Genomic DNA, 22,102 nt, shown 5'->3' with positions numbered 1-22,102 from the left:
TCAGTCAATCGATATTATTCATCTTTTTATTTTATTTAGCTTCTTCAATCAATTTCTCACTTACAATCTTGTTATTTTTCTTTGCTGATTTAAAATGCTCTTCTATTTCTTCTAACGATTTATCTTTCGTCTCTGGTAGTACTTTTTTAACAAAGACGATTGCTAAAATATTTAAAGCAACAAACACTGTAAATGTTGATGCTAGACCGAAATGTCCTAGTAATACTGGGAATGATAAACTAACTAAGAAATTCGTAATCCAGCAAAAGAATACACTAGCGCCCATACCTACACCTCTAATTTTCATTGGAAATATCTCAGAAAGCATTAGCCATGTTACCGGAGATACACACCCTTGTTGAAAAGCTAAAAATGTTACAGTGAGCAACAATATAACAAATGGTAGTATAGGCGTCCCTGCTAAAAATATAGGAAATATACTTAATAAAATAAGCGTAAACACTATCCCAATCTGGCCCGTTAATAACATGGTGCGGCGCCCTATCTTACCTAATAACCAAATACCTACAAAGGTCGCTAACACAGATATAACGCCATTAGCGATATTTCCAATTAACGCTGCCTTAGTCCCAAAACCAGCATTCCTTAATATTTCTGTGCCATAATACATGATTGAATTCACCCCAGTGATTTGCTGTACCACGCCAAGTCCTATACCAATAAATAATATTTTACGAACCCAAGACTTTGTGAATTCATTTTTGGATTTTTCTTTTATTAATTTTTCTTTATCAATAACTGTTTTAATTTCTTTTATTTCTTCTGCTGCTGTTTTTTCATCTCTAAGTGTTCTTAAAATCGTATAAGCTGGCCAATACTTACTTTTACTGGCATGCCATCTTGGACTTTCAGGTACTCTTAGCATACCAAACCATAGTATGATTGCTGGTATCGTAGCGACGAGTAGCATGATTCTCCATATACCAGGATTATCTACTAAATTTCCTAAAATACCATTGATAACATAAGCCATTAATTGTCCTGAAACAATCATCAATTCATTTTGAGTTACCATTCGTCCTCTCTTTTCTTTCGAAGACATTTCAGAAAGGAACGTCGGAACAATAACTGATGCACCACCAACCGCCAATCCTAGTATTAAACGAAAGGCCACCATAGAACTTACATTAGGTGCAAGTCCACAACCTAATGTTGCAAAGAAGAAAATAATTGCTAAGACCATAATCATTTTCTTTCTTCCTAATGCATCAGATAACCTACCACCAGCTATAGCTCCAAATGCAGCCCCAAATACTAAAGAACTTGACACTAATCCTTCAGTAGCAGGGCTTAAATCCAATTGATTAGACAATGACATATACGGTAAGGCACCGTTTATAACGCCAGTATCAAAACCAAACAGTAATCCCCCAAACGTTGCAATGATTGTAATCTTCTTCATTTTGCTATTTTTTATGTCAACTTCTGATTTTCCCATGTGAAACACCTCTTATTTACGGAATATAAATCCAAAACAACACTAAAACATTACCAACATTTAATAACATAGTAATACTGTTAGCGCTTACAGTCAATTATTTTTTGTGGTTACACATGCTCAAAAATAGCATTTCCAGCTACACTGAATACAAAAAAACCCCTACAATTAAAGTGATTTGTAGGAGCTTCACATCAATATATTTAATTATTAAAAATCCGTAAAATATAATAGTCGTAAAAACTTATTTAGTTATTTTTATTTCCATTCCGGTTTATCCGAGCCTCTAAACATGAGTACAGTATCATACTCACCTGGTGTCTCAGACATGACTACTTGATCTGTTACTCCTACATATGTGCCTAATGGAGTTTCAGCTTCAAATTGATCTGGCGCTATAATTTTATGTTCATCGTCACTATTTGAAGCTGCTCTTGCATAATCCTTCTCAAAAATGCCTAATGATAATAGATATGCTGATACTTTACTTAACGACACACTTATACTATAACTTCCACCTTCTTTGGCGCGAAGTTCCAATGCTTTAATTGTACCTAGTTCTAATAACCAAGATACTACATAGTCATTAACCACCACAATTGGGGGTAACTTAGGCTCAGCTTCTGTTCCCTCCAATGTCATGACTCCAGTCACACTGCCCGCAGTTTGATCAAAGCCATTACGGTTGGACCACGGACCTGTATGACCATGTAAATTTACCGAAGCATGAATAATACCAGGACGTTGCTTAGCCAAATCTTCTGGAGTAAGTTGATATGACTCCATAAAACCATGTCTCTTATTAATAAAAAAGACATCTGCATCTTGCAATAACTGATCAAATTTTGCTCGATGTTCCGCTTTTTCATCTAAATCTAAATATGTCGAACGCATACCCACATTAGATGTTAAATACATCGTTTCTACTTCTAATTCAGTAGGTCTCCATATATTTAATACATCTGCGCCGTGTAATGCTAATCCTCTACCTAATCCAGCCCCAGCTATTACATGTCCCATCCCTAACGCTCTAATACCACTTAAGGGTTGGCTTGGGTTCTCAGTAAACTGTTCTGGTTCAGACTCCCCTATTTTTTTAATTTCAATAAGTTCTGTTTCTGCAATATGACGAAATTGTGGCTCTTCAACAAATTCTTCAATTGTACGAACCATTGGCATGACGATACCTTTATCTGCAGCAGCTTTTTCTAAATCTAATCCTTTCCATTGTTTAATTGCTTCAGCAACAGCTTCTTTAGTTGAACGACTATCTAATAATTCTAAGACATGTGCTTTAGCATTTGGGTATGGATTAAGCGGCATCATCCATCTTTGATCACGTGTTTGATAAAAATCAAACCTAAATGGCGTATGTGGATCTTCTTGGCTTTTAGCCGGAAAACCGTTTAAAGTTTCCCATTTTCTTTCATAAAATGGAGACAGGCGTTTTACAGATTTTCTAATATCTACATGAATATCTTGACCATTACCACCTCTTACTTGCCACAAATGTGCTAAAGCAACCGATTTAGCTGCTAAACCAAGTCCAGCTAAACTAGCAATTCTCAGCGTACTTGGCATTATCGGATCCTTTCCATAAAAAGAAACTTCGCCACCGCTATCAGATGTTGTATATCCAACTGAATTTAATATATCTTCTAAAGCAGCTTCGATATTAAAATCATCGTTACTGATACGTTTTTCCTTATTTTCCAATAATACTTTTTTAATGTTTCACTATTATTAATCAACATTTTTGCCTCCTTATACATTCAATTCACACAAGTTTCTATATCATCTGATCTGTTTGAAGATAGGTTAATAACATAGCTAGCTTACATCTAAAAATCACTTCTATACATGTATTATATGGATAATAGACTTGTTAAAACAATAGGTGTAAAATCAAAAAAGCAACACATATTTAGAATGTGTTGCTTTTGAGGAGGTATTCTATATGGCAAACTTAAAAAACTTAAAATCTAAAACTAAAATTCAAAATGCACTTGTAGATTGTCTCAATAAAACACGCATGTCCTCAATGAGCGTTAAAATGATATGTGATGAAGCACAAGTTAACAGATCCACATTTTACCGACACTATGACTCAATAGACTCAGCCATTTCTATAACAATCAGTGCTTATTTTCGCTTATTATTTGGTGAGCCATATAAATTTTACCTTAAACATCAAAGCATCGATGAATCACAATATTATATTTCAAATAATATTTTTAGTCATGTTTATCACGATGCTTATTTTTATAAAACGATGTTCCAACGATACTCTAATTTTGAATTATTGTTTAAAAACCATATACAACAACGGTATATTACATTTTTTAAAGACACAGGACTCGAAAATGATATGTTACTCACTAAAGAAATTGTTGCAGATTATATTGCTTCTGCTTATGTAGGTATGATTCACAGTTGGATTTTACGTGATTTTCAAGAAACACCAGAAACAATGGCTCGCCAACTTATTATCCTAAACTCTAATGGGCCCATCCGTTTACTTGTCGAAGCAAAAAAACGACAAAGAGATTGAGACATTAATAGCTTACGATTTAGCCAGCACTCTGCTGCTCACTAAAACGCCTTTTGTCTCAACCTCATAATTTATTTATTGAATTTTCAATTCTGTACCTTTAGTCATTTCAGGTATATCCGCATTTTCTAAATATAATGTACCTGATTGATCCGCAGTATTACTACCATCAAATTTAAGTGTGATATGGCCTAGGTTAGATAAATTGTCTTGTACCGCTGAGCCAACCTTCGTAATATCAAAAACATGATGATCTATATACAATTTTTGTTTTTCGGTAATGGTACCTTCAACTGCATTGATATCAATAATATAGCAATAATCAACTAACTCATCTGGTGCATTATCACCGAATAATATAACCATTTTTTCTTCTTCAAATGCTTTAGCATCTTGTCCGATCTCTTTTACAATTGTTTTATACATTTTATCTCTCCTTTATTTATATAACCCAAAACTTGCTAGCCACGCTATGAATACCCGAGGCACACCATTTAAAAATCTGGAGTAGAGAACTGAAGGCACACCGATTTCTATTGTTTTAGTTTCAGCTTCTGCTAAACCGAGCCCAACAGGTATGAAATCAGCAGCATTTTGAGTGTTAATTGCGAATAATGCTGGCAATGCCAAGTGTGGTGGGATATTGCCTTTTCCAATTTCTACACCAATCAATGTACCTAACACTTGACCAATCACTCCCCCTGGACCTAATAAGGGACTTAAAAATGGCAATGAACAAATCAATCCGATAGCTAATAATCCCCATATATTACCTGCAAGTGGTGACATCACTTGAGCAAACAGTTTACCGATACCTGAACCTTGAATAATTCCAATTAATAGTGCTACAAATCCCATAAAAGGAATAATTGTATGTAACATTGTATCTACAGCATCCCTTGCCGCTTGATAAAATGTATTAATAATTTTTCCGGCTCCAAGTCCAATTTTAGTTAAAATACCTACATGTTCTTGTTCAGCTCGCGTTTCCATAAGTTTTTTATCTTTTGAGTACATGCTATTAGTCGCTTCTTTATTTTGTGTCGCTGTTGAACTACTAACCATGGTTGTTTCCTCTTCTGTACCTAATTCTGAAACCTGACTGACATCAACGTTTGAAACATATATGTCTTCCGTAATGTATTGTCTAAGCGGACCACTTTTGCCGGTGGCCATAATATTAATAGTTGGAATCCCTTTTTTAGGATAAATACCACATCTTAATGTTCCTCCACAATCAATAATAATAGCCATGATTTCTTCTTCAGGGACTGATGTTTCAAAGCCGTTTACAGGATCTGCACCTGTAATTTCAGAAATTTTATCCACAATCTCAGGTTTATGTCCTCCTGTGATATAAACTAACTTCTTCTTGTCTCCTTCAACACCAAATGTTAACGGTCCTCCAAATCCTCCAGAACCTTTGACCACTTTTACTTTTTTATTCATTTATTTCACCTCATCCCTCTAATTTAATCTCTTTACTTAATTTTACTTTTTGTTGCCTTTCTACGAAGCTTGTTGTGAAGTCTGTAACCCAACCACCGATAAAGTTCACTAACAAACCAACTAATAGGTAACGTACAGCTAGATCTGTAGTTGGTAGTCCTAATTTTTGAATACCATTAGCTATCCCTAAGAAAATAAATAATTCAGCTGGATTAATGTGAGGAAATAATCCATTACTCGTGTGTGCAAATTGTGAAGCTGATGCAAAATAACTTGGTTTATATTTTTCTGGCATAAATCTTCCTAATGAATGGACCATCGGATTGGCTAACATAAATGATCCTAAAAATGGTAAGACTAAATAGCGCATTAACGGATTTTTAGCAGATTTTTGTGCAACAAAATTGATACGCTCTTCTCCAATTAATTGAATAAGTGTGTTCATCGCTATAAGCAACATAAGTACTAACGGTACAATCGTACCCATCCAATCTATAAATGTATCTGCACCAGTCTGAAATAATTTTATAAACGCTTCGGCAAATTTAACGACGTACTCCATGTTTCATACCCCTTTCACTTTTAAAAATATTATTCACTTTCTTTACTGCTTTCATCATTGGGGAAGGTATTTTCTCAATTTCCCCACCGCTTTCTACAACTTTTAGCGTGTGTTGAGCATCTAAGATTGCTTTGACTAATAGTTTGTTGAAATTAGTTAAATCTTTTCCTGTAATTTTATTGAGTTTCAGATTTTCTAAACCTTCTATTGGTTTGAACTTACTAAACACTGTTACCCCTTGCATGTATCGAGCATCTTCAATTTCATTTTTACCATTTAGCTGTAATAAGACGAGCGTTCCAGATTTGAATACTGATGGACGTCTACCAATAGCTACTTTCCCCTTATAACGTAATTCTGTATAATTTTTAGTAAAATTTTTTATTTGCAACCATCCTAGTAAATGTTGTACGACAAATCCGATAGCCGCTAATACAATTAGTAAAATAAAAAACATAATTTATCCCTTCATTTCTTGATTTAATAGTGTTTTAAATTCATAAAAGTTCGTATTGTGTGAAAATTTACTGATTAAAAACGTGTTTGTTGATAATGCTAAAACTTCTTCGTATATCCGAATTAATAATGCTTCATTAATTGCTTCTTCAGGTGTAGCAATAAGAACTATGATTTTTAAGTCGTGATAATCAGCACAACCATTTTCTAAAAGTATGATTTTTATACAAATACTGCTTTTTTTATGGCTTGCATGTGGAAATCCTAATTTCTTATTTATCGTAGACTTGCTTTTTTCTCTATTGATAATGCATTTTTTAAAATCTTTATCTACTTTATTTTGCTCGTACAGCTCATCAGCCATCATCGCTATCATTTCTTGATATGTGTACTTATTATCCAAATAGTACAAATCATTTTCAGTCATACAGTCCGCAATCACACTTTTATTGAAGATATTTTTGCGATTTAAATCTTTATAAATTAAAAATTGTTCCACCTTTAGTTTAAGTATCTGTTCGTCAAAAGCATCTTCTATATATATAATTCGATTAAATAACCTATTTTCTTTAACTGTTGATATTACAATTTCATAATTATCTAGATCTTCTTCGTTAAAATCCGCTTTTTCAATCATAGTGATTTCAACTTGCTGACCAAATAATTTAATCACATTATTTTTTAATAATTTATAAACACTTAACCCATAATCAGTTAATATAGCTACTTTAGAAATATCTTTAACTTCTTGTTCTAATTTTTCTAAATATATACTAAAATATATCGTTAAATACCCCAGTTCTTCTTCAGAAACTTTTAAGTTTAAAGCTTTTGTAATATTTTCACCTAGTACTTTAGATAACTCAAATGCAAACGGAAATCTTTTTTTCATTTCAATTGCACTTTCGTTATTTAGCCTAATATCAAAAATAATCCGATTAATTAAATATTTAATGTGTAACCTGATATCTTTTGTAAATAATCCATCGTCTATTTCGATGCCAAAATATTTAATAACATCATCAATCGTGTGCGCAATAATATCATCAATTAAAGCTGCTTCAGAAGATGAAATTAATTCGTCCAAAATGGTAGCTCTTCTTCCCATTAATTGAATAACAACCAGTATCAGTTCTTTATTAATCTCTAAATTTTCATAATTTTCTGTTAAATATCTTTTCACAAAATCGATGGCTTTATAATCATTAGATACAAATACGTTATTATCTATTGCAAGATCACTATCCATAAATGCTTTTTCATCTACTCGATCAATTGTCACTTGAACTGCTACCACTAACCGTTGATAGGTTTGCTCATCTAATTTAAGCGACTTTTTTAATTCGAGTAATTGCTCACGCAGTTGTAAATCTATTTCTATACTCAAATATTTATTGGAAAATTTTTCTATAATTAGTTTTCTAATATCATATTCTCTACCGCTAATATATAATCCTACGTTAGGTTTACCAATAATTGAAACATCATATACTTCTAACTCCGCTTTCATATCTTTCAATAAATTACTCACACTCGTCTTACTCATGAAAGTATATTCTGCTATATCATCTATGGTGCATATTTTGTTTTTCAAAATTTGAAAAAATATGATTTCCATCTTATTATCATGTTCAGAATGTGCATTTTCTGTAAGTTCGATCACCTCATCAAGTTGGTTTAAGAATTGGTGTTCATTTTCAATATATATCGTTAAATTTTGTTGAATCTTTGTAATAGCAATCCTATTATCAAAGTAATCATTAATTTGTTTAACATAATTTAATAGTGTGCGCTCTGAAACTTCCACAAGAAATGATAATCTTTCTATTGAAGTATGATTATTAAGCAGTAATTGTATTATTTTTATATGCTTTCTATTTAACTTCATTGTACTCCCCTAACTTGATGGGATTATCCTCTGGATTTACCTCCTGAAATGTTAATTGTAGTTCCTGTAATATAGCTTGATTTATTTGAACTCAAGTAACATACTAAATCCGAAATTTCTTTCAATTTCCCTACTCTTCTTAAAGGAATTGATTTAGAATAATCTCCATTCAATTGATCTACAGTAATATTTCTACTATATGCCAATGCTTCTTCATATTGTTTGGTTCTTAAGCCCGTTTCTTCAATAATCCCTGGAGCTATTGCCACAACATTAATATTATATTTACCTAATTCTTTGGCCCAACTTCTTGTTAACCCAATTAATGCCGCTTTTGTAGCAGAATATAAGCTCTGCCCTTCGGAACCTTCTTGACCTGCTTCACTTGAAATATTGATGATTTTACCTGCATTTTGTTCGATAAAGTATTTAGTAACCGCTTGGCTAAACCATATAGGTCCTTTTAAATTTACATCAAACATAAAATTTAAATCTTTATCATTGATTTCATATTCTGGATGGCTACCAGCTGAATCCAGTAATAATCTTGGTAAATTTATACCCGCATTGTTAATTAAAATATCGATTTTCCCCTCTTTGTTATGAACTTCATTTACAGCCTTTTGTACATTGTCTCTATTGGTTACATCTACTTGTAAGAAGTGATAATTCTTTTTATTTAAATTGCTATCTTTTAAATCCGCATTATATACAATAGCACCATTTTCTAATAAATTAATTACGATTTCATTTCCTATTCCAGAACTTCCACCTGTTACAATTACAACTTTACTTTCAATTTCTAACCAGTTAGTCATCTAAAAATCCTCCTAATTTGTAATAAGCTTGTTACCATTGTATTTGTATTCGCTTACATAATTAATACAAACATTTATGTAAGTTTTGGAAAAAGTACAAATAATTGGCTGTAAGTTGATTATTACTGTTAGAATTCATGCAAAATAATTAGGATAATGCTTAAAGCAATACACTCCTCTGAAAGAAAACAAATCTTATTCTCAAATTAGTTATAATATCACTTTACTGTCCTATTTTTGATATACGTTGTATCATAGAGACATACACATTCATGTATTTTGCTTATTTAAATTATTATTTTATAATGAATTTTTATGAATAACGTTTGATTATCAAATGATTGGGAATTTGATAATCAATTAATGTTTAATTTTACATCTTTGATATTTCATTATTAATAGATATAAAACATTTTCTGATGAAATACCCACTTCTTAAGATCTTCCAAAATACCCTAATATTCGTAACTGTATCACTCGTATATTTGGCCCCGTTAAAATTTGTATTTTCACTAATCTCTATAGCGGTTAGCGTGTCCTTGTCCCTTCTAACTAGCGATTTATTATATCTTTTTAACTCTATCATCTATGCAAGCACTTTTTATTCAGTTGAATTTTATCAATGTAACATACACTTTTATTCACAAATGACTCATTTAATAAATATAGCACTGTAAAAACTTGATAGCTTATGCCTGTATATTTTTTTAAATCAGCGAAATATGTTTGAATTTTTTACCAAAGGAAACTATATAGGGTGCAACATTAATCTGATAACTAAATTGCCTTTAGTTTTATAATTTTGCAGCGTTTTGTTTTTTAAAAATAATATTGAGATGAAACCTAATGGATATATTTTTAATACCATTGGTTCGTATTAATAATAAAGGGTGATAAAAATGAACAATAAAATCAATACGAGTGCACTGCTAACACTGAGCAACCTTCACGGGACAGGGGTCGCATACACATCAAGACCTTCTTATGACTCCAACCCATGGTTATCAAATGAAGAACATCAATCCAATTATTTAACAGGTCGTGAAATTCTAATTGCTGATCAACTCCCTATGCTTGTTCACCAAGCTAGTGTTACTGACAAACTCACTTCTTTGTTTGAGCTCGTTGGTTTAGAAATCCCTGATAATATTTTTACCTTTGATGATAAATATAGTTATGAATGTTTAATTCAACAGTTAGCTTATAAGGACGGAAATAAAATTTTATTTCAGTATCCACATAGCGAAGACGTTTTGAGTAATCATCATTATGGTGTAGATAAAGACCTTTTTATTGCTTTAAATAATAAATCTAGACTTGCAGAATGGACAAACAATAAATACTTGCCTGATAGAGAGGTTATCAATATAGAAGACTTTTCAAGTGCTATGTCTAGATGGTCATTTCCTTTTGTATTAAAAATTGGGGATGATTTACCAACATCTGGTGGGAATGGGGTTATGATTTGCGATAATAATAATGACCTTGAACTTGCTAAAATGAAAATTTCAAATGATCAAAATATATCTAAGACAATAATCATAGAAAGAAAAATAGAGGCTAGAATGAATTATTCGGTTCAATATGCTTATTCAAAATCTAAAGGTCTGAAATTTTTAGGCGCTACTGAACAACTCACTGATACAGCCGGACACTATCAAGGAAATCATAAATTAGAACATATTCCTCAAGCAGTTGTTCAAGCTGGCAAAGAGATTATGCAAACAGCCGTTGATAAAGGCTATTTAGGTGTCGCTGGTTTTGACTTATTGGTTGATAAAAATGAAAACATATATGCAATAGATCTGAATTTTAGACAAAATGCTTCAACAAGTCTATTAATGTTAGCACCTATGTTGAAAAGCGGTCATCATAAATTTTTCACTTATATCTCTCCTTGTGATAATAAATTATTTTTTAATACTATTTTTAAATATGTCCAAAAAGGGATTTTATTTCCAATCGCATATTATGACGGGGATTGGCATAGCGATGATGGTATTAAATCAAGATTTTGTGGTATTTGGCATGGAGGCAGCAAGGACTACCTGGAAAAATCCGAGATACAATTCTTAAAAGAAATAGATACAAGTTTAATAAATAACTGATATCTTTCCCTTAACATTTATACTCTCCAGTATGTATTTACAATATTACAATACCCCCCACGCATTTTACATGGCGTGGGGGGTGTTAATGTATTTGAACACTAGTGAAACTCACTTGAACTCGTCAACATTTCACTCTGTTTTTTCTTTAGACTTATCCTCAACAATGTTTTGTTTAACTGCTAATTCATGCGCAATCTTAGGTGCCGTCCAAACCACGGGTAGCATAATAATTGATATAGGCACTGCTGTGACAATAATAAAGGATTGTATCGCATCAATACTACCTTCTCCGATATTAATTAAAATGATCGAAATAACTGCCATAATAACAACCCAAAACACCCTGATTACTTTAGGCGGATCTCCCTCACCTGTCACTGACATCGAAATAGAATACGACATCGTATCTGCAGTAGTTATAACAAATATTAGTGTTAAAAGTAGTAAAGCAACCACTAACATCGTACCTAAAGGTAAATTTGTGGCTATTGAAATAACTGCTGCTGGTAATCCATTATCAGATAATGGCCCACTGATGGCACCACTATTTTTAGTTTCATAAAATAGACCGCTTCCCCCTAAGATAGAAAACCATAAGTGAGAAACTACAGCTGCAACGATTGAAACAAGTATGAAAATTTCTCTGATTGTACGCCCTCTTGATACACGTGCTACTAACATGCCCATCAAAGGACCATAACCTATAAACCAACCAAAGAAGAAAAGCATCCATGATCCGGCCCATTTGTCGTCACCTCTAAATGTACTAATTTCTAAAAAGTGTGTAAGGTAAACGCCGTATGAATTTAAAAATGTATCGATAATAAATCGTCCTGGACCAATTAATAAAATAAATGCTGCAACAGCAAGTGCGAGCCACACATTTAATTTACTTAAAAATTGAATGCCTTTATCTATACCTGTCGTAGCAGAAATCGTCACAATAATCATAAGCCCACCGACCGATAATACTTGTGTAATTAAGCTATCAGGTATACCGAAAATACTATGTAACCAGTAACTAAATTGGAATCCAAAGAATCCAATCGTCCCAATCGTTCCAGCTACAGCTCCTAAAATACAAAATACGTCTATAATTGAACCTGTTTTATTATTTTCAATTTTCTGTCCAAATACAGGATATAGTAATGTTCTTGGTCTCATTTTCATGCCTTTATTATAATGTGCATACATGATAATAATACCACTTACTGCACCGTATACTGCCCAAGCAGTAAAGCCCCATGACGTAAAACTTTGTGCCATCGCAGCAGGAATCGCTGCTGTGCTTTTATCTTGAATGCTTGAATCCATTGTAGGCGGTACATCCATAAAGTAATACATTGGTTCAGCTGCAGCCCAAAATATAGCCCCTGCGCCTAGCCCTGATGTAATAACAATAGCTGCCCATCTGAAGTAACCCATTTCTGGTTCAGAAACGTTACCTAGTCTTACACGACCATACTTAGAAAAAGCTAAAAATAGACCTACAGCAAATGTCGCAAGTAATAACACTTGCCAAAATGCTCCAAAATAAGTTATCGAAAGCTCAAAACCTTTGTGTACAAAGTTCGAAGTTGCTTTAGTGAATAGCGATGACATAATGACAAATAACACAAGTATGCCACCGCTAATAAGAAATACAGGCCAATCTAATTTATCTTTCCAATAAGAATCTTTAATATTATTCTACCTCTCTTTTTAAACGTTCTCTCAAAGTTAATTCTTTATATTCTGTTCTAAATAATCCACGTTCTTGTAAAATTGGAATGACCTTATCTATAAATGCTTCAAACATATCTGGATATGTTGGAGGCATAAGTATAAATCCATCACAGCAATCCTCTTCAAACCACGCCTGCATTGTATCTGCAATACTTGTAGGATCACCAATGATTGTTTTATGACCCATCCATGTATCTACACGTTTAATTAAATCACGCAATGTGAGATGTTCAGTCTCTACTGCATTACGTATCGCTTCATAGCGTGCCTTTGAACCAACTTTTACTGTTAAGCTATCATAAGGGGATAACTCTGGTACTTTTTTATCCATTGCCCAATGTGAAACATCTTGACCAATACTACGCTCAATTTGTTTCAGTTTGTGTTCTATGTTGATAAATTGATCTAATTCATCAGCTTTACTCTGTGCTTCTTCGACTGTATCGCCCACATAAACTGTTAATCCAGGTAATATAAGTGGTTTTTCTTTAATGTTTCGATATGTCTCCGTACGTTTACTCAAATCCTCAGAAAAAGATTGGGCATCCATTTTATTCCATGCAATAGAAAAAATAACATCTACATGTTTGGCGGCAAGGTCTCTTCCAGGTAGCGAAGTACCTGCCTGACATAACACTGGAAATACTTGAGGACTCGAAGGTAAATTAATAGGGCCTTTGACTTGAAAATGTTTGCCCTGATGATTAATTTCTTTAACAAATGAAAAATCTATCCCTTGTCCTGTTGTTCTATCGTGAATCAAAGCCTTTGAATCAAATGATTTCCACAATTGCTTAAGTACACTCACAAACTCATCAGCTCTATCATATCGCTCACTAAGGTCAGGTAATTTTTCTAACGAATGATTTTGACCTTCTATATCTAATTGTGACGTGACAATATTCATACCTACTCTGCCATGACTAATATGATCCAAACTCCCTAACAGGCGTGCCACATTATATGGATCATAGAATGTGGAAGATATCGTAGCAATGAGACCAATATACTGAGTCTTTTGAGAAATGGCTGTTAATGTCGTAATTGGTTCTAAAAAATAAGATATATTCCCTGTATGTTCACCTGAGACATACTGACCATCTGCTAAAAATATCGCATCTAAACATCCACGTTCAGCAATCTGTGCGATTTCTTGTTGGTATTCAATCGTTCCAATTTTTTCAATTTGAGATTGGGGTAGCCTCCAAGATGCTTGGTGTAAACCAGTACTATAAATAAGCGCAGCTAAATGCATTTGTTTTGTCATAATAACCTCCATGAGTCTATTATCAAATTAAAAACTTATTTATAAGCCTACCAAAGATAAATTATAAATAAAGTTTTATTTTCAAAAATTTAAGCTTTAAGCATAAAAATATACATCATTTTACATTATAGAACTTTACCACCATGAACTAATACAACAAAAAACAGCTAAATATTGATTAGAGTGACAAGAAAACAACGATTGTCACTGACAAAATACTTGAAGTAAAGATTATAGCCCACTTTTTCCTTGCACGCAATTCGCTTTCTTAAAGCAACATACTTTTCATAAATTCATATGTACTTTTCAAATCGCTGTTTCATTCATAAAAATAGTCAAAATGCTCATATTTATTAAGTATTTTGACTTCTCTTCTTTTTATTTAATATCCTATGTGAAAATAAGTTCTATATAGATAGAATTTTTTCATATGTCATATACATTACTTATTCTTTTAATAGATCGGTATATAAGTATATACTCAAATATCAATATCACACTATAAATATTCAGCTCATTCACGCAATATGACTTAAAATAAAAAGTTACTTGCTCACCTCAAAAAACACAACATATATTTTAAAAAGATTAATAAAAAAATATATAGACTCATCATACATTTAATAGTAATGTTTAATTATATATAAAATTCGTTAAATACAAATGAAATGAGGCCTCTTTCTTATGAAGAAAAATATTACAGAATGGGTAGTATCCATCATAGTCGGTGTAGCCATTGCTTGGATTGTAACCACCTTTATGTTCACGAGTTATACTGTGAAAGGTAGCTCAATGGCACCCACATTCCAGGAAGATGACAAGTTAATTATCAATAAAATGTCTAAATCCCTAAATACGATAAAGCGCGGGGATGTCATTATTTTTCATGCAACAAAAAATTCAGATTACATAAAAAGACTTATCGGTAAGCCCGGTGATACTGTGGAAAGTAAAAAAGATAAGTTATATATTAATGGAAAATATATTAAAGAACCTTATTTAAAACTAAACAAACAAAACAAAATGACTAAATATCTTACTAAAGATTTTGATGTAGCAGATACAAAATATTCTGACGGTAAAAAAGTGATTCCTAAAGGAAAGTATTTAGTTTTAGGAGACAATAGATTTATAAGCAATGATAGCCGTAGAACTTTAGGATTATTATCTACAGACAAAGTTGTAGGTAAAGTAGCATTGAGATGGTTGCCATTGAGTAATCTTAAATTTAATTTTTACCCTGACAGTTTTAATAAAATAAATAAATAGTATTACTATTATGTTCCCTCTCAAATAAACAACCGACATACTTATTTAACCTCACTCGTAAAGCATCCCAGTATAAACCCCCATCCTCGTTTGTTAAGGATGGGGGTTTATACTGCATATATTAGTAATGTGATATTTTTTTTCTCTTGTATTTAAAAATATTATTAAAAGTATAGTAGCTATCAATGCCAGACTACCAATCATAATAATGAGTGAAAAGGAATGATCGAATGCCACCTTACCAGCAGAAATTAATTGTTTACTTACTTCTGGTGATAGCTGTTCAGCCTGCATAATCGTCTCATCTAAACTTCCTTTAGCCTTAGATAAATTTATAGCGCTTCCAGTGAATTCAAACGATAAGCTATATAAAGCAGAAAACAATCCTCCTAAAATCGCTATCCCTAAAGATCCTCCAAATTCGAATGACACTTCTTCTATAGAAGCTGCCATGCCAGACTCTTTATCATCTACATTAGTCATAATCGCATTTGACGCTAAAGTCATCGCACCACCTAAGCCGCCACCTAATATCATTAAGATGATGATTTGGATAAGTAAGTTCATATCTAAGACCCAGTAGAACAAAAAGATTCCTATAAATGAAATTATTAATGTTATGCACTGTAATTTAAACAAACCATATTGAGGCAGTATCATACCGACCACAATGGCACCTACAAGTGAAGCTGCCGCCATCGCCATAATAGACAATCCTGATTGTAACGGGGTTAAGTCTAATACCAATTGAAATCTTTGCGATAAAATATACTCGAATCCTATAAGTACAAATGACGTTACAATGGCTACAAGCGTGCCACTTGTGAAATTTAAATTTTTAAATATCTTTAAATTAATCAAAGGATTTTCTAAATTATTTTGTCTCTTAATAAACCATGTAATTGCCAACACGCCTATTACAAATGCTAATATACTGATCAGTACCGTGTTATGTTGCTGTGTTACTGCTTTGATTCCGTATACTAAACTAATTAAGCCAACCATAATTTGTAAAGAACTTACAAAATCCCAACGTCCTGTTTTCTTAACTTGATCATTTGGTATAAACATTATTGAAAGCACTAGTACAACAATAACTACAGGAATGTTAATTATAAATACTGATGGCCACGAGAAAGATCTTAATAGTAATCCACCAATAACTGGTCCTAAACCGGCTCCTGCTGCAGTGATTGCGGACCATATACCTAGTGCTAATGTACGTTCTTGAGCATCTATGAATGTTAATTTAATAATTGAGAGTGTCGGGGGCATCATTGAAGCGGCTCCTATCGCCAAAAAGACCCTCGCTAAAATTAGTATATTCGGTGTAGTTGCGTAGGCTGCTAATAATGACGCTCCCCCAAAAATAGTCAATCCTAGAAGAAACATCTTTTTATAACCTACATAATCGCCTAAAGTTCCTAATCCTGGTAGCAAGCCTGCTACCACTAATGCATATGCGTTAATGATCCATAACTTTTGATTTGCTGTTGCTTGTAAATCCTGAGTCAATAATGGTAATGCTGTATATAAAACTGTCATATCTATGACTATTAAAAATAATGCACTCGAAACGAGCATTAAGATAAGGTATTTTTTGATATTCATATTGTCACCTACTTCCTAATCAAAAATATAAACTATACGGTAACCATATAGTCAAGTAGGCGTTGAAAATTTTTTAATACTTTACTACCTCCATCGATATCTTAGTTACATATTTATCAGGACCGTCTGTACTAATCTCATCAACAGCATATTCTTCAAAGCTATCTCCAACTATTTCATATCCCGCCGTCTGTAAATATGCGTCAATTTTTCTATGCGTTTGATATAATAAATCATCATGTCCTTCATGATAAGCAATAACATATTGTCCTGCAGCTCTAACTAAATGTGGGGCATGTCTATTCTTTTCTATTTGTGTATAAAAATTAGCTAAATGATCATTATTTTCATTTTTAATATCTTCTTTTTTTATGATAACGCCGATAGGATAGCCAAAATCTAAATGATGTTTTTTAATAAAATTCATCAACAGCTGCGAAGAAGATTTAATATTACTCTGACTCAAATCCTCACTAATTAAATAATACGTTTGAGGTAACTCAACTATTTTAATAGTAGAAAAGTCAGCTTCAGATGATTCCTTCAAATAATTCCTCTTATTTTTTATTGATTCTTTTAATTGTTCCATTTGTTTTATTTTCAAATCTATTTCGTGTTCTTTAGTATTTAACAACTGTACTGATTCAGCTATTGACCTAGAGGCTAAAAAGTCTTTGATTTCAATTAACGATAACTCTAAACTCTTTAACATTTCAATAACATTAAAGATTTCCATTTGTTTTAAAGAGTAAAATCGATACCCTTTTTCATTTCTATGTTCCGGTTTTAATATACCCACTTCATCATAATGGAAGAGTGTCTGTTTTTTTACGTCACATAGTTTGGCAAATTCTCCTGTAGTAAATAGTGTTTCTGTTAAATTCATATTTACCCTCGTTCTATTTATTTGTCATAAAGCATTTTAAGTTACTTAACTTCCTATTCAATGCTCACTCACATTTTACCTTTTTCCTAAACTGAAACAAATTATTTTTACGTACTATAGTCACATTCATTTATAGTTTTATTTTGACTTCGCCTTAGACGAACCTAGTATATTACAGCTATATCATTATAGGAGGTATATTATATATGGATACAAATCAAAAAGTAACACTCATTACTGGGGCAAATCGTGGTATGGGCTTTCAAATTGCACAAGAACTTGGTCATGCAGGTCAACATGTTTTAGTTGGTACTCGAAGTATTGAAGAAGGAAATTTTGCTGTAAATAAACTTAAAGATAGTGGCATTGAGGCCGAATATATTTTATTAGATGTGACGCAGCAAGCAACTATTGTGTCAGCAGCAAAATATATTGAAACACACTATGGCTATCTCTCTATACTCATTAATAATGCTGGAATAGCTTTAGATAATTTTGAAAATCCTTCACAATTATCAACTGATATTATGCGTAAAGATTTTGATGTAAACTTTTTTGGAGTAGTCGATGTGACACAAGCGATGCTGCCTTTGCTAAGCCAAAGTCCTCAAGCTAAAATCATTAATATCTCTAGCACAATGGGTTCATTAAGTGCTGCAACTACAGTAGGTTCAGAAGTTTATGATGCGAGTGCAGTCGGTTACCAAGCTTCCAAAGCCGCCCTCAATATGCTAACAATTCGATTAGCAAAAGAACTACAAACATGGGAAGGTTCAAATATCACTGTAAATGCTGTATGCCCAGGCATGGTGGCTACAGAATTTGGCGGCGCAACACCAGAATTATCCAAAGCAATGGGCGGCAGACCTGTTGAAGAAGGCGTAATACGTACAGTAGAGTTAGCTCAAAGTAAAGACAATTCTATTAACATGACCTTTAGCAATAAAGAAGGTAACATTGCTTGGTAGTATAAAAAGACGAACCCGCATGATAAAGATACGGGTTCGTCTTTATTTATTTTTTAATAAATTTTCTAGTCTTGAAACTTTTTTCTGGATCTTTACTTTTTGATTTTCAATTTCATTAATATTTCGTGTTAATCTGCTATCAAGTTCACCCAAAAATTTAATTAAATCTTCAATCATCCTATCATTTATATTATTTTCATCATGATCATATAATAGGCTTTTAATCTCTTTAATTGTAGCTCCCATAGCACGTAGATGCACGATTTTATATATCATTTCAATATCTTGAGTACTATACTGTCTAATACCATTTGCATCTCGATCAATCGGACCAATTAATTCCTCTTTTTCATAATAGCGTAATGCATTTTTAGATACCTCTAACTCCGTAGCTACAGATTTAATCGACTGCATCATTTACATTGCTCCTTCAGTAATTAAAAACTATATTTTCATATTTATACCCTATTTTAACTACAGTATCCTTTCTTATTTATCAATAACATATACTTAATAACGTGATGCAGATGATCTATTAAAGCAACAAAATGATAGAATATTCCGAACATGGCTTGTAAAATTATATTTTTAATATATTCTTAGCTAGAAGACTCAAATATTCATATATTAAAAATGTAAGAAACACATTAATAGACATACGCCGTATCAAATAAGGAAGGTAACTATTTTGCGAAAAAGACAATTGAAACTTAGTACTATTATTATTATTTTTGTCTGTTTAGTAGTCATCTTGTCATTAGTCATTACAAGTTTGCTTATTGGTAATACTGTGAGAAATGCCATACATAAAACTGCAGAAGAAAAAGCAGAAGTGATTTCACGTACCATAGCGCATTCTGAAATTGTAGAATCAGGATTCAAGCATCAAAAAAACGCTTATAAAATTCAATCATATACTTCCGAAATACAATCAGTGACTGGCGTTAGTTTCATAGTTGTTATGGATATGCATGGCATACGCAAATCTCATCCAAACCCTGACCTCATAGGCAAAAGATTCCAAGGTGGAGACGAAATGCTAGCACTAAATGGTAAGTCATCTATGTCTGAAGCTGAAGGAACATTAGGTAAATCACTACGCTCATTTACACCTGTGTATGATAATAATCATAAACAAATTGGTGTTGTGGCGGTAGGTGTTCCGATGAAAAGTGTAGATGATGCTATGTCAGAAGGCAAAAGAGAAGTACTCATCGGCACGTTGCTAGGCATTCTTGTTGGTATATTAGGCGCATACCTATTATCACGCTATATTAAAAGGATTCTATATGGATTAGAGCCTTCAGCAATAGCTAAATTACTAGAAGAACGTAATACGATGCTACAATCTGTTCATGAAGGTATTGTCGCTGTCGATCAAGAAGGCAAAATTAATTTAGTAAATAAGTCAGCAAAAGAAATATTTAAAAAAGCTGGCTTACCTGACCGTGCCGTAGGAATGAAAATCGATGACTACATGCAATCTACGCAACTACCTCATGTGTTAGCATTTGGTAAACCAGAGTTAGATGAAGAACAAAACATCAATGGTGTTAAAATTTTAGTGAACCGCGTACCACTTTTTGTGAATAACGAAATCGTGGGTGCCATTTCTACATTTAGGGATAAAACAGAAATGGCTCAACTTTCAGAACAATTAGTTGGTGTGAAGACCTATGCCGAGACGTTACGTGCACAATCTCATGAATTTAGTAATAGATTACATGTTATCCTTGGTCTGATACAAATGGAAAATTATAAGGATTTAGAAAAATATATTCATGAAATTGTAGATCATGGCACTCAAGAAAATGAAACAATCGCTTCCAACATTAAAGACCCTGCACTAGCTGGTTTTTTAATTGGCAAACTTAGCCTAGCGAGAGAAAAGGATATTGAATTATCCATAATTAATGAGAGCATGATTCGCGAACCAGAATATGCATACTTAACTCATGAAACGATTACTATTATTGGGAACTTAATCGATAATAGCATGGATGCCCTATCTTCATCGTCTAGTATCTATCCAACCATCGAAGTATATTTAAAATATTTAGATAAACAATTATATATAGATGTTATGGATTCTGGTATCGGGTTAAATGATGAATTACAACAAAAAATATTTGATAAAGGGTATTCAACTAAAGGGAATCATAGAGGGTATGGACTGTATCTTGTTAAACAAAGTGTCGAAAAGCTTGAAGGTACAATCACTATCGATACGCACGTTAAAGGGAAAACACAGTTTTCAGTCGTCATACCATATGAAGAAAAGGGGAATCATCAATGATACGTGTATTGATCGTGGAAGACGATCCGATGGTAGCGCAATTAAACAAACAATTTATAGAAAAAATAGATGGCTATGATTTAGTGGCAATTACGCATAATGTGCCAGCAGCGATTACAACAATAGAGCAAACACATGTTGATTTAATTTTGCTCGATGTTTATATGCCAGAACAAAACGGCCTGTCACTTTTAACTTATATACGGGAACATCACTTGAAGATTGATGCGATACTGATTACCGCAGCATCTGATGTAGATCAAATTCAAAAAGCTTTCCGTTATGGCGCTATGGATTATTTAATCAAGCCATTCGAATTTGAACGTTTTAAAAAATCATTGCTTCAATATAAAGAGAAACTTAAATTTTATAATGATAATCAGAGCGTTAGCCAATCTGCCTTAGATAATGAGTTATTTAATAAAAAAAGTACGTCCTCAGATTCCAATGGCAATTTACCTAAAGGACTAACTAAAGGAACGCTCCAATCTATTGTAAATAAAGTCGACCATTCCGGTAAAATGGAATTTTCAACTGATGAAATTGCAGAAATCGCAAATATTTCAAGAGTATCTGTCCGAAAATATTTGAAATTTTTAGCTGATATTGACGTATTGGAAGAAACCCTTACCTATGGCATAGGAAGACCTGTTTATTTATATCATTTCAAACAAGAAAATCTACATTTTCTAAATGAATATGTGCAATAAAAATACAAAAATTATCGATATTTAAAGGGGGCTGCTACGCCCCCTTTTTTTAATTACAAAAAGATTATAAAACTTT

The 22,102-nt window shown here is 32.7% G+C and carries 19 protein-coding genes; 6 read left to right on the top strand and 13 right to left on the bottom strand.

Annotation, left to right across the window (positions count from 1 at the left end; all coding sequences use genetic code 11):
• Nucleotides 1-31 precede the first annotated feature (31 nt).
• Together BK821_RS04095 and BK821_RS04090 are read right to left on the bottom strand one after the other, a co-directional pair.
• Nucleotides 32-1,459 carry a sugar porter family MFS transporter gene (locus BK821_RS04095; protein ID WP_063410210.1) on the bottom strand — a complete coding sequence of 476 codons (1,428 nt, stop codon included), beginning with the start codon at nt 1,457-1,459 and terminating at the stop codon, nt 32-34.
• A 258-nt stretch (nt 1,460-1,717) separates the two neighbouring features.
• Nucleotides 1,718-3,175 (bottom strand): CoA transferase, encoded by a 1,458-nt coding sequence (locus BK821_RS04090; RefSeq protein WP_256201615.1) that lies wholly within the window; start codon nt 3,173-3,175, stop codon nt 1,718-1,720.
• Between the two features lie 241 nt (nt 3,176-3,416).
• Between BK821_RS04090 and BK821_RS04085 the strand changes: the two genes are divergently transcribed.
• Nucleotides 3,417-4,010 (top strand): TetR/AcrR family transcriptional regulator, encoded by a 594-nt coding sequence (locus BK821_RS04085; RefSeq protein WP_071331277.1) that lies wholly within the window; start codon nt 3,417-3,419, stop codon nt 4,008-4,010.
• Between the two features lie 75 nt (nt 4,011-4,085).
• Here BK821_RS04085 and BK821_RS04080 read toward each other — a convergent pair whose 3' ends face one another.
• Genes BK821_RS04080 through BK821_RS04055 form a run of 6 tightly spaced genes read right to left on the bottom strand, consistent with a single transcriptional unit; the run spans nt 4,086 to nt 9,183 of the window.
• Entirely contained in the window at nt 4,086-4,436 is a 351-nt protein-coding gene (locus BK821_RS04080) for a PTS glucitol/sorbitol transporter subunit IIA (RefSeq protein WP_071331276.1), read from the bottom strand.
• 12 nt (nt 4,437-4,448) lie between these two features.
• Entirely contained in the window at nt 4,449-5,459 is a 1,011-nt protein-coding gene (gene srlE, locus BK821_RS04075; protein WP_046836999.1) for a PTS glucitol/sorbitol transporter subunit IIB, read from the bottom strand.
• A 10-nt stretch (nt 5,460-5,469) separates the two neighbouring features.
• Nucleotides 5,470-6,021, bottom strand: coding sequence for a PTS glucitol/sorbitol transporter subunit IIC (gene srlA, locus BK821_RS04070; RefSeq protein WP_071331275.1), 552 nt, complete (start codon nt 6,019-6,021; stop codon nt 5,470-5,472).
• Nucleotides 6,005-6,478, bottom strand: coding sequence for a transcriptional regulator GutM (locus BK821_RS04065; protein ID WP_046837001.1), 474 nt, complete (start codon nt 6,476-6,478; stop codon nt 6,005-6,007). Before BK821_RS04065 ends, srlA begins: the two co-directional genes overlap by 17 nt.
• Nucleotides 6,479-6,481: 3 nt before the next feature.
• Nucleotides 6,482-8,365, bottom strand: a complete 1,884-nt coding sequence (locus tag BK821_RS04060) for a BglG family transcription antiterminator (RefSeq protein WP_071331274.1) — start codon at nt 8,363-8,365, stop codon at nt 6,482-6,484.
• A 23-nt stretch (nt 8,366-8,388) separates the two neighbouring features.
• Entirely contained in the window at nt 8,389-9,183 is a 795-nt protein-coding gene (locus BK821_RS04055) for an SDR family oxidoreductase (protein ID WP_071331273.1), read from the bottom strand.
• An 899-nt stretch (nt 9,184-10,082) separates the two neighbouring features.
• Here BK821_RS04055 and ldmS point away from each other — a divergent pair.
• Nucleotides 10,083-11,291, top strand: coding sequence for an L-aspartate--L-methionine ligase LdmS (gene ldmS, locus BK821_RS04050; protein ID WP_071331272.1), 1,209 nt, complete (start codon nt 10,083-10,085; stop codon nt 11,289-11,291).
• A gap of 132 nt (nt 11,292-11,423) precedes the next feature.
• Here ldmS and BK821_RS04045 read toward each other — a convergent pair whose 3' ends face one another.
• On the bottom strand, nt 11,424-12,977 hold the full coding sequence (locus tag BK821_RS04045) for a BCCT family transporter (protein WP_071331271.1): 1,554 nt from the start codon (nt 12,975-12,977) through the stop codon (nt 11,424-11,426).
• A 1-nt stretch (nt 12,978) separates the two neighbouring features.
• Nucleotides 12,979-14,286 (bottom strand): NtaA/DmoA family FMN-dependent monooxygenase, encoded by a 1,308-nt coding sequence (locus BK821_RS04040; RefSeq protein WP_071331270.1) that lies wholly within the window; start codon nt 14,284-14,286, stop codon nt 12,979-12,981.
• 684 nt (nt 14,287-14,970) lie between these two features.
• Here BK821_RS04040 and lepB point away from each other — a divergent pair.
• Entirely contained in the window at nt 14,971-15,555 is a 585-nt protein-coding gene (lepB, locus tag BK821_RS04035; protein ID WP_046837007.1) for a signal peptidase I, read from the top strand.
• A 93-nt stretch (nt 15,556-15,648) separates the two neighbouring features.
• Here the strand turns inward: lepB and BK821_RS04030 are convergent, their stop codons facing one another.
• On the bottom strand, nt 15,649-17,166 hold the full coding sequence (locus tag BK821_RS04030) for an MFS transporter (protein WP_071331269.1): 1,518 nt from the start codon (nt 17,164-17,166) through the stop codon (nt 15,649-15,651).
• Between the two features lie 73 nt (nt 17,167-17,239).
• Nucleotides 17,240-18,052, bottom strand: a complete 813-nt coding sequence (locus tag BK821_RS04025; RefSeq protein ID WP_046837009.1) for a MerR family transcriptional regulator — start codon at nt 18,050-18,052, stop codon at nt 17,240-17,242.
• Between the two features lie 206 nt (nt 18,053-18,258).
• Between BK821_RS04025 and BK821_RS04020 the strand changes: the two genes are divergently transcribed.
• Nucleotides 18,259-19,020 (top strand): SDR family oxidoreductase, encoded by a 762-nt coding sequence (locus BK821_RS04020; protein ID WP_046837010.1) that lies wholly within the window; start codon nt 18,259-18,261, stop codon nt 19,018-19,020.
• Nucleotides 19,021-19,062: 42 nt separating this feature from the next.
• Here the strand turns inward: BK821_RS04020 and BK821_RS04015 are convergent, their stop codons facing one another.
• Entirely contained in the window at nt 19,063-19,437 is a 375-nt protein-coding gene (locus tag BK821_RS04015) for a MerR family transcriptional regulator (RefSeq protein WP_082104716.1), read from the bottom strand.
• A 271-nt stretch (nt 19,438-19,708) separates the two neighbouring features.
• Between BK821_RS04015 and dcuS the strand changes: the two genes are divergently transcribed.
• Entirely contained in the window at nt 19,709-21,316 is a 1,608-nt protein-coding gene (gene dcuS / locus BK821_RS04010; RefSeq protein ID WP_071331268.1) for a DcuS/MalK family sensor histidine kinase, read from the top strand.
• A complete protein-coding gene (locus BK821_RS04005) occupies nt 21,313-22,026 on the top strand; it encodes a response regulator (RefSeq protein WP_046837012.1) in 714 nt (237 codons plus the stop codon). Before dcuS ends, BK821_RS04005 begins: the two co-directional genes overlap by 4 nt.
• Nucleotides 22,027-22,102: the final 76 nt, after the last annotated feature.

It is taken from the genome of Staphylococcus sp. LCT-H4 (assembly GCF_001866145.1).
Classification (GTDB): Bacteria; Bacillota; Bacilli; order Staphylococcales; family Staphylococcaceae; genus Staphylococcus; species Staphylococcus succinus.
This window is presented reverse-complemented; position numbering and strand designations above follow the sequence as displayed.

Excerpts from the sequence above, each read along its gene's own strand:
- BK821_RS04040 (WP_071331270.1), bottom strand. The coding sequence starts at position 14,286 with ATGACAAAACAAATGCATTTAGCTGCGCTTATTTATAGTACTGGTTTA.
- srlE (WP_046836999.1), bottom strand. The coding sequence starts at position 5,459 with ATGAATAAAAAAGTAAAAGTGGTCAAAGGTTCTGGAGGATTTGGAGGA.
- srlA (WP_071331275.1), bottom strand. The coding sequence starts at position 6,021 with ATGGAGTACGTCGTTAAATTTGCCGAAGCGTTTATAAAATTATTTCAG.
- BK821_RS04065 (WP_046837001.1), bottom strand. The coding sequence starts at position 6,478 with ATGTTTTTTATTTTACTAATTGTATTAGCGGCTATCGGATTTGTCGTA.
- BK821_RS04030 (WP_071331269.1), bottom strand. The coding sequence starts at position 17,166 with ATGAATATCAAAAAATACCTTATCTTAATGCTCGTTTCGAGTGCATTA.
- BK821_RS04005 (WP_046837012.1), top strand. The coding sequence starts at position 21,313 with ATGATACGTGTATTGATCGTGGAAGACGATCCGATGGTAGCGCAATTA.
- BK821_RS04020 (WP_046837010.1), top strand. The coding sequence starts at position 18,259 with ATGGATACAAATCAAAAAGTAACACTCATTACTGGGGCAAATCGTGGT.
- BK821_RS04015 (WP_082104716.1), bottom strand. The coding sequence starts at position 19,437 with ATGATGCAGTCGATTAAATCTGTAGCTACGGAGTTAGAGGTATCTAAA.
- lepB (WP_046837007.1), top strand. The coding sequence starts at position 14,971 with ATGAAGAAAAATATTACAGAATGGGTAGTATCCATCATAGTCGGTGTA.
- BK821_RS04095 (WP_063410210.1), bottom strand. The coding sequence starts at position 1,459 with ATGGGAAAATCAGAAGTTGACATAAAAAATAGCAAAATGAAGAAGATT.
- BK821_RS04080 (WP_071331276.1), bottom strand. The coding sequence starts at position 4,436 with ATGTATAAAACAATTGTAAAAGAGATCGGACAAGATGCTAAAGCATTT.
- BK821_RS04055 (WP_071331273.1), bottom strand. The coding sequence starts at position 9,183 with ATGACTAACTGGTTAGAAATTGAAAGTAAAGTTGTAATTGTAACAGGT.
- BK821_RS04025 (WP_046837009.1), bottom strand. The coding sequence starts at position 18,052 with ATGAATTTAACAGAAACACTATTTACTACAGGAGAATTTGCCAAACTA.
- BK821_RS04085 (WP_071331277.1), top strand. The coding sequence starts at position 3,417 with ATGGCAAACTTAAAAAACTTAAAATCTAAAACTAAAATTCAAAATGCA.
- ldmS (WP_071331272.1), top strand. The coding sequence starts at position 10,083 with ATGAACAATAAAATCAATACGAGTGCACTGCTAACACTGAGCAACCTT.
- BK821_RS04060 (WP_071331274.1), bottom strand. The coding sequence starts at position 8,365 with ATGAAGTTAAATAGAAAGCATATAAAAATAATACAATTACTGCTTAAT.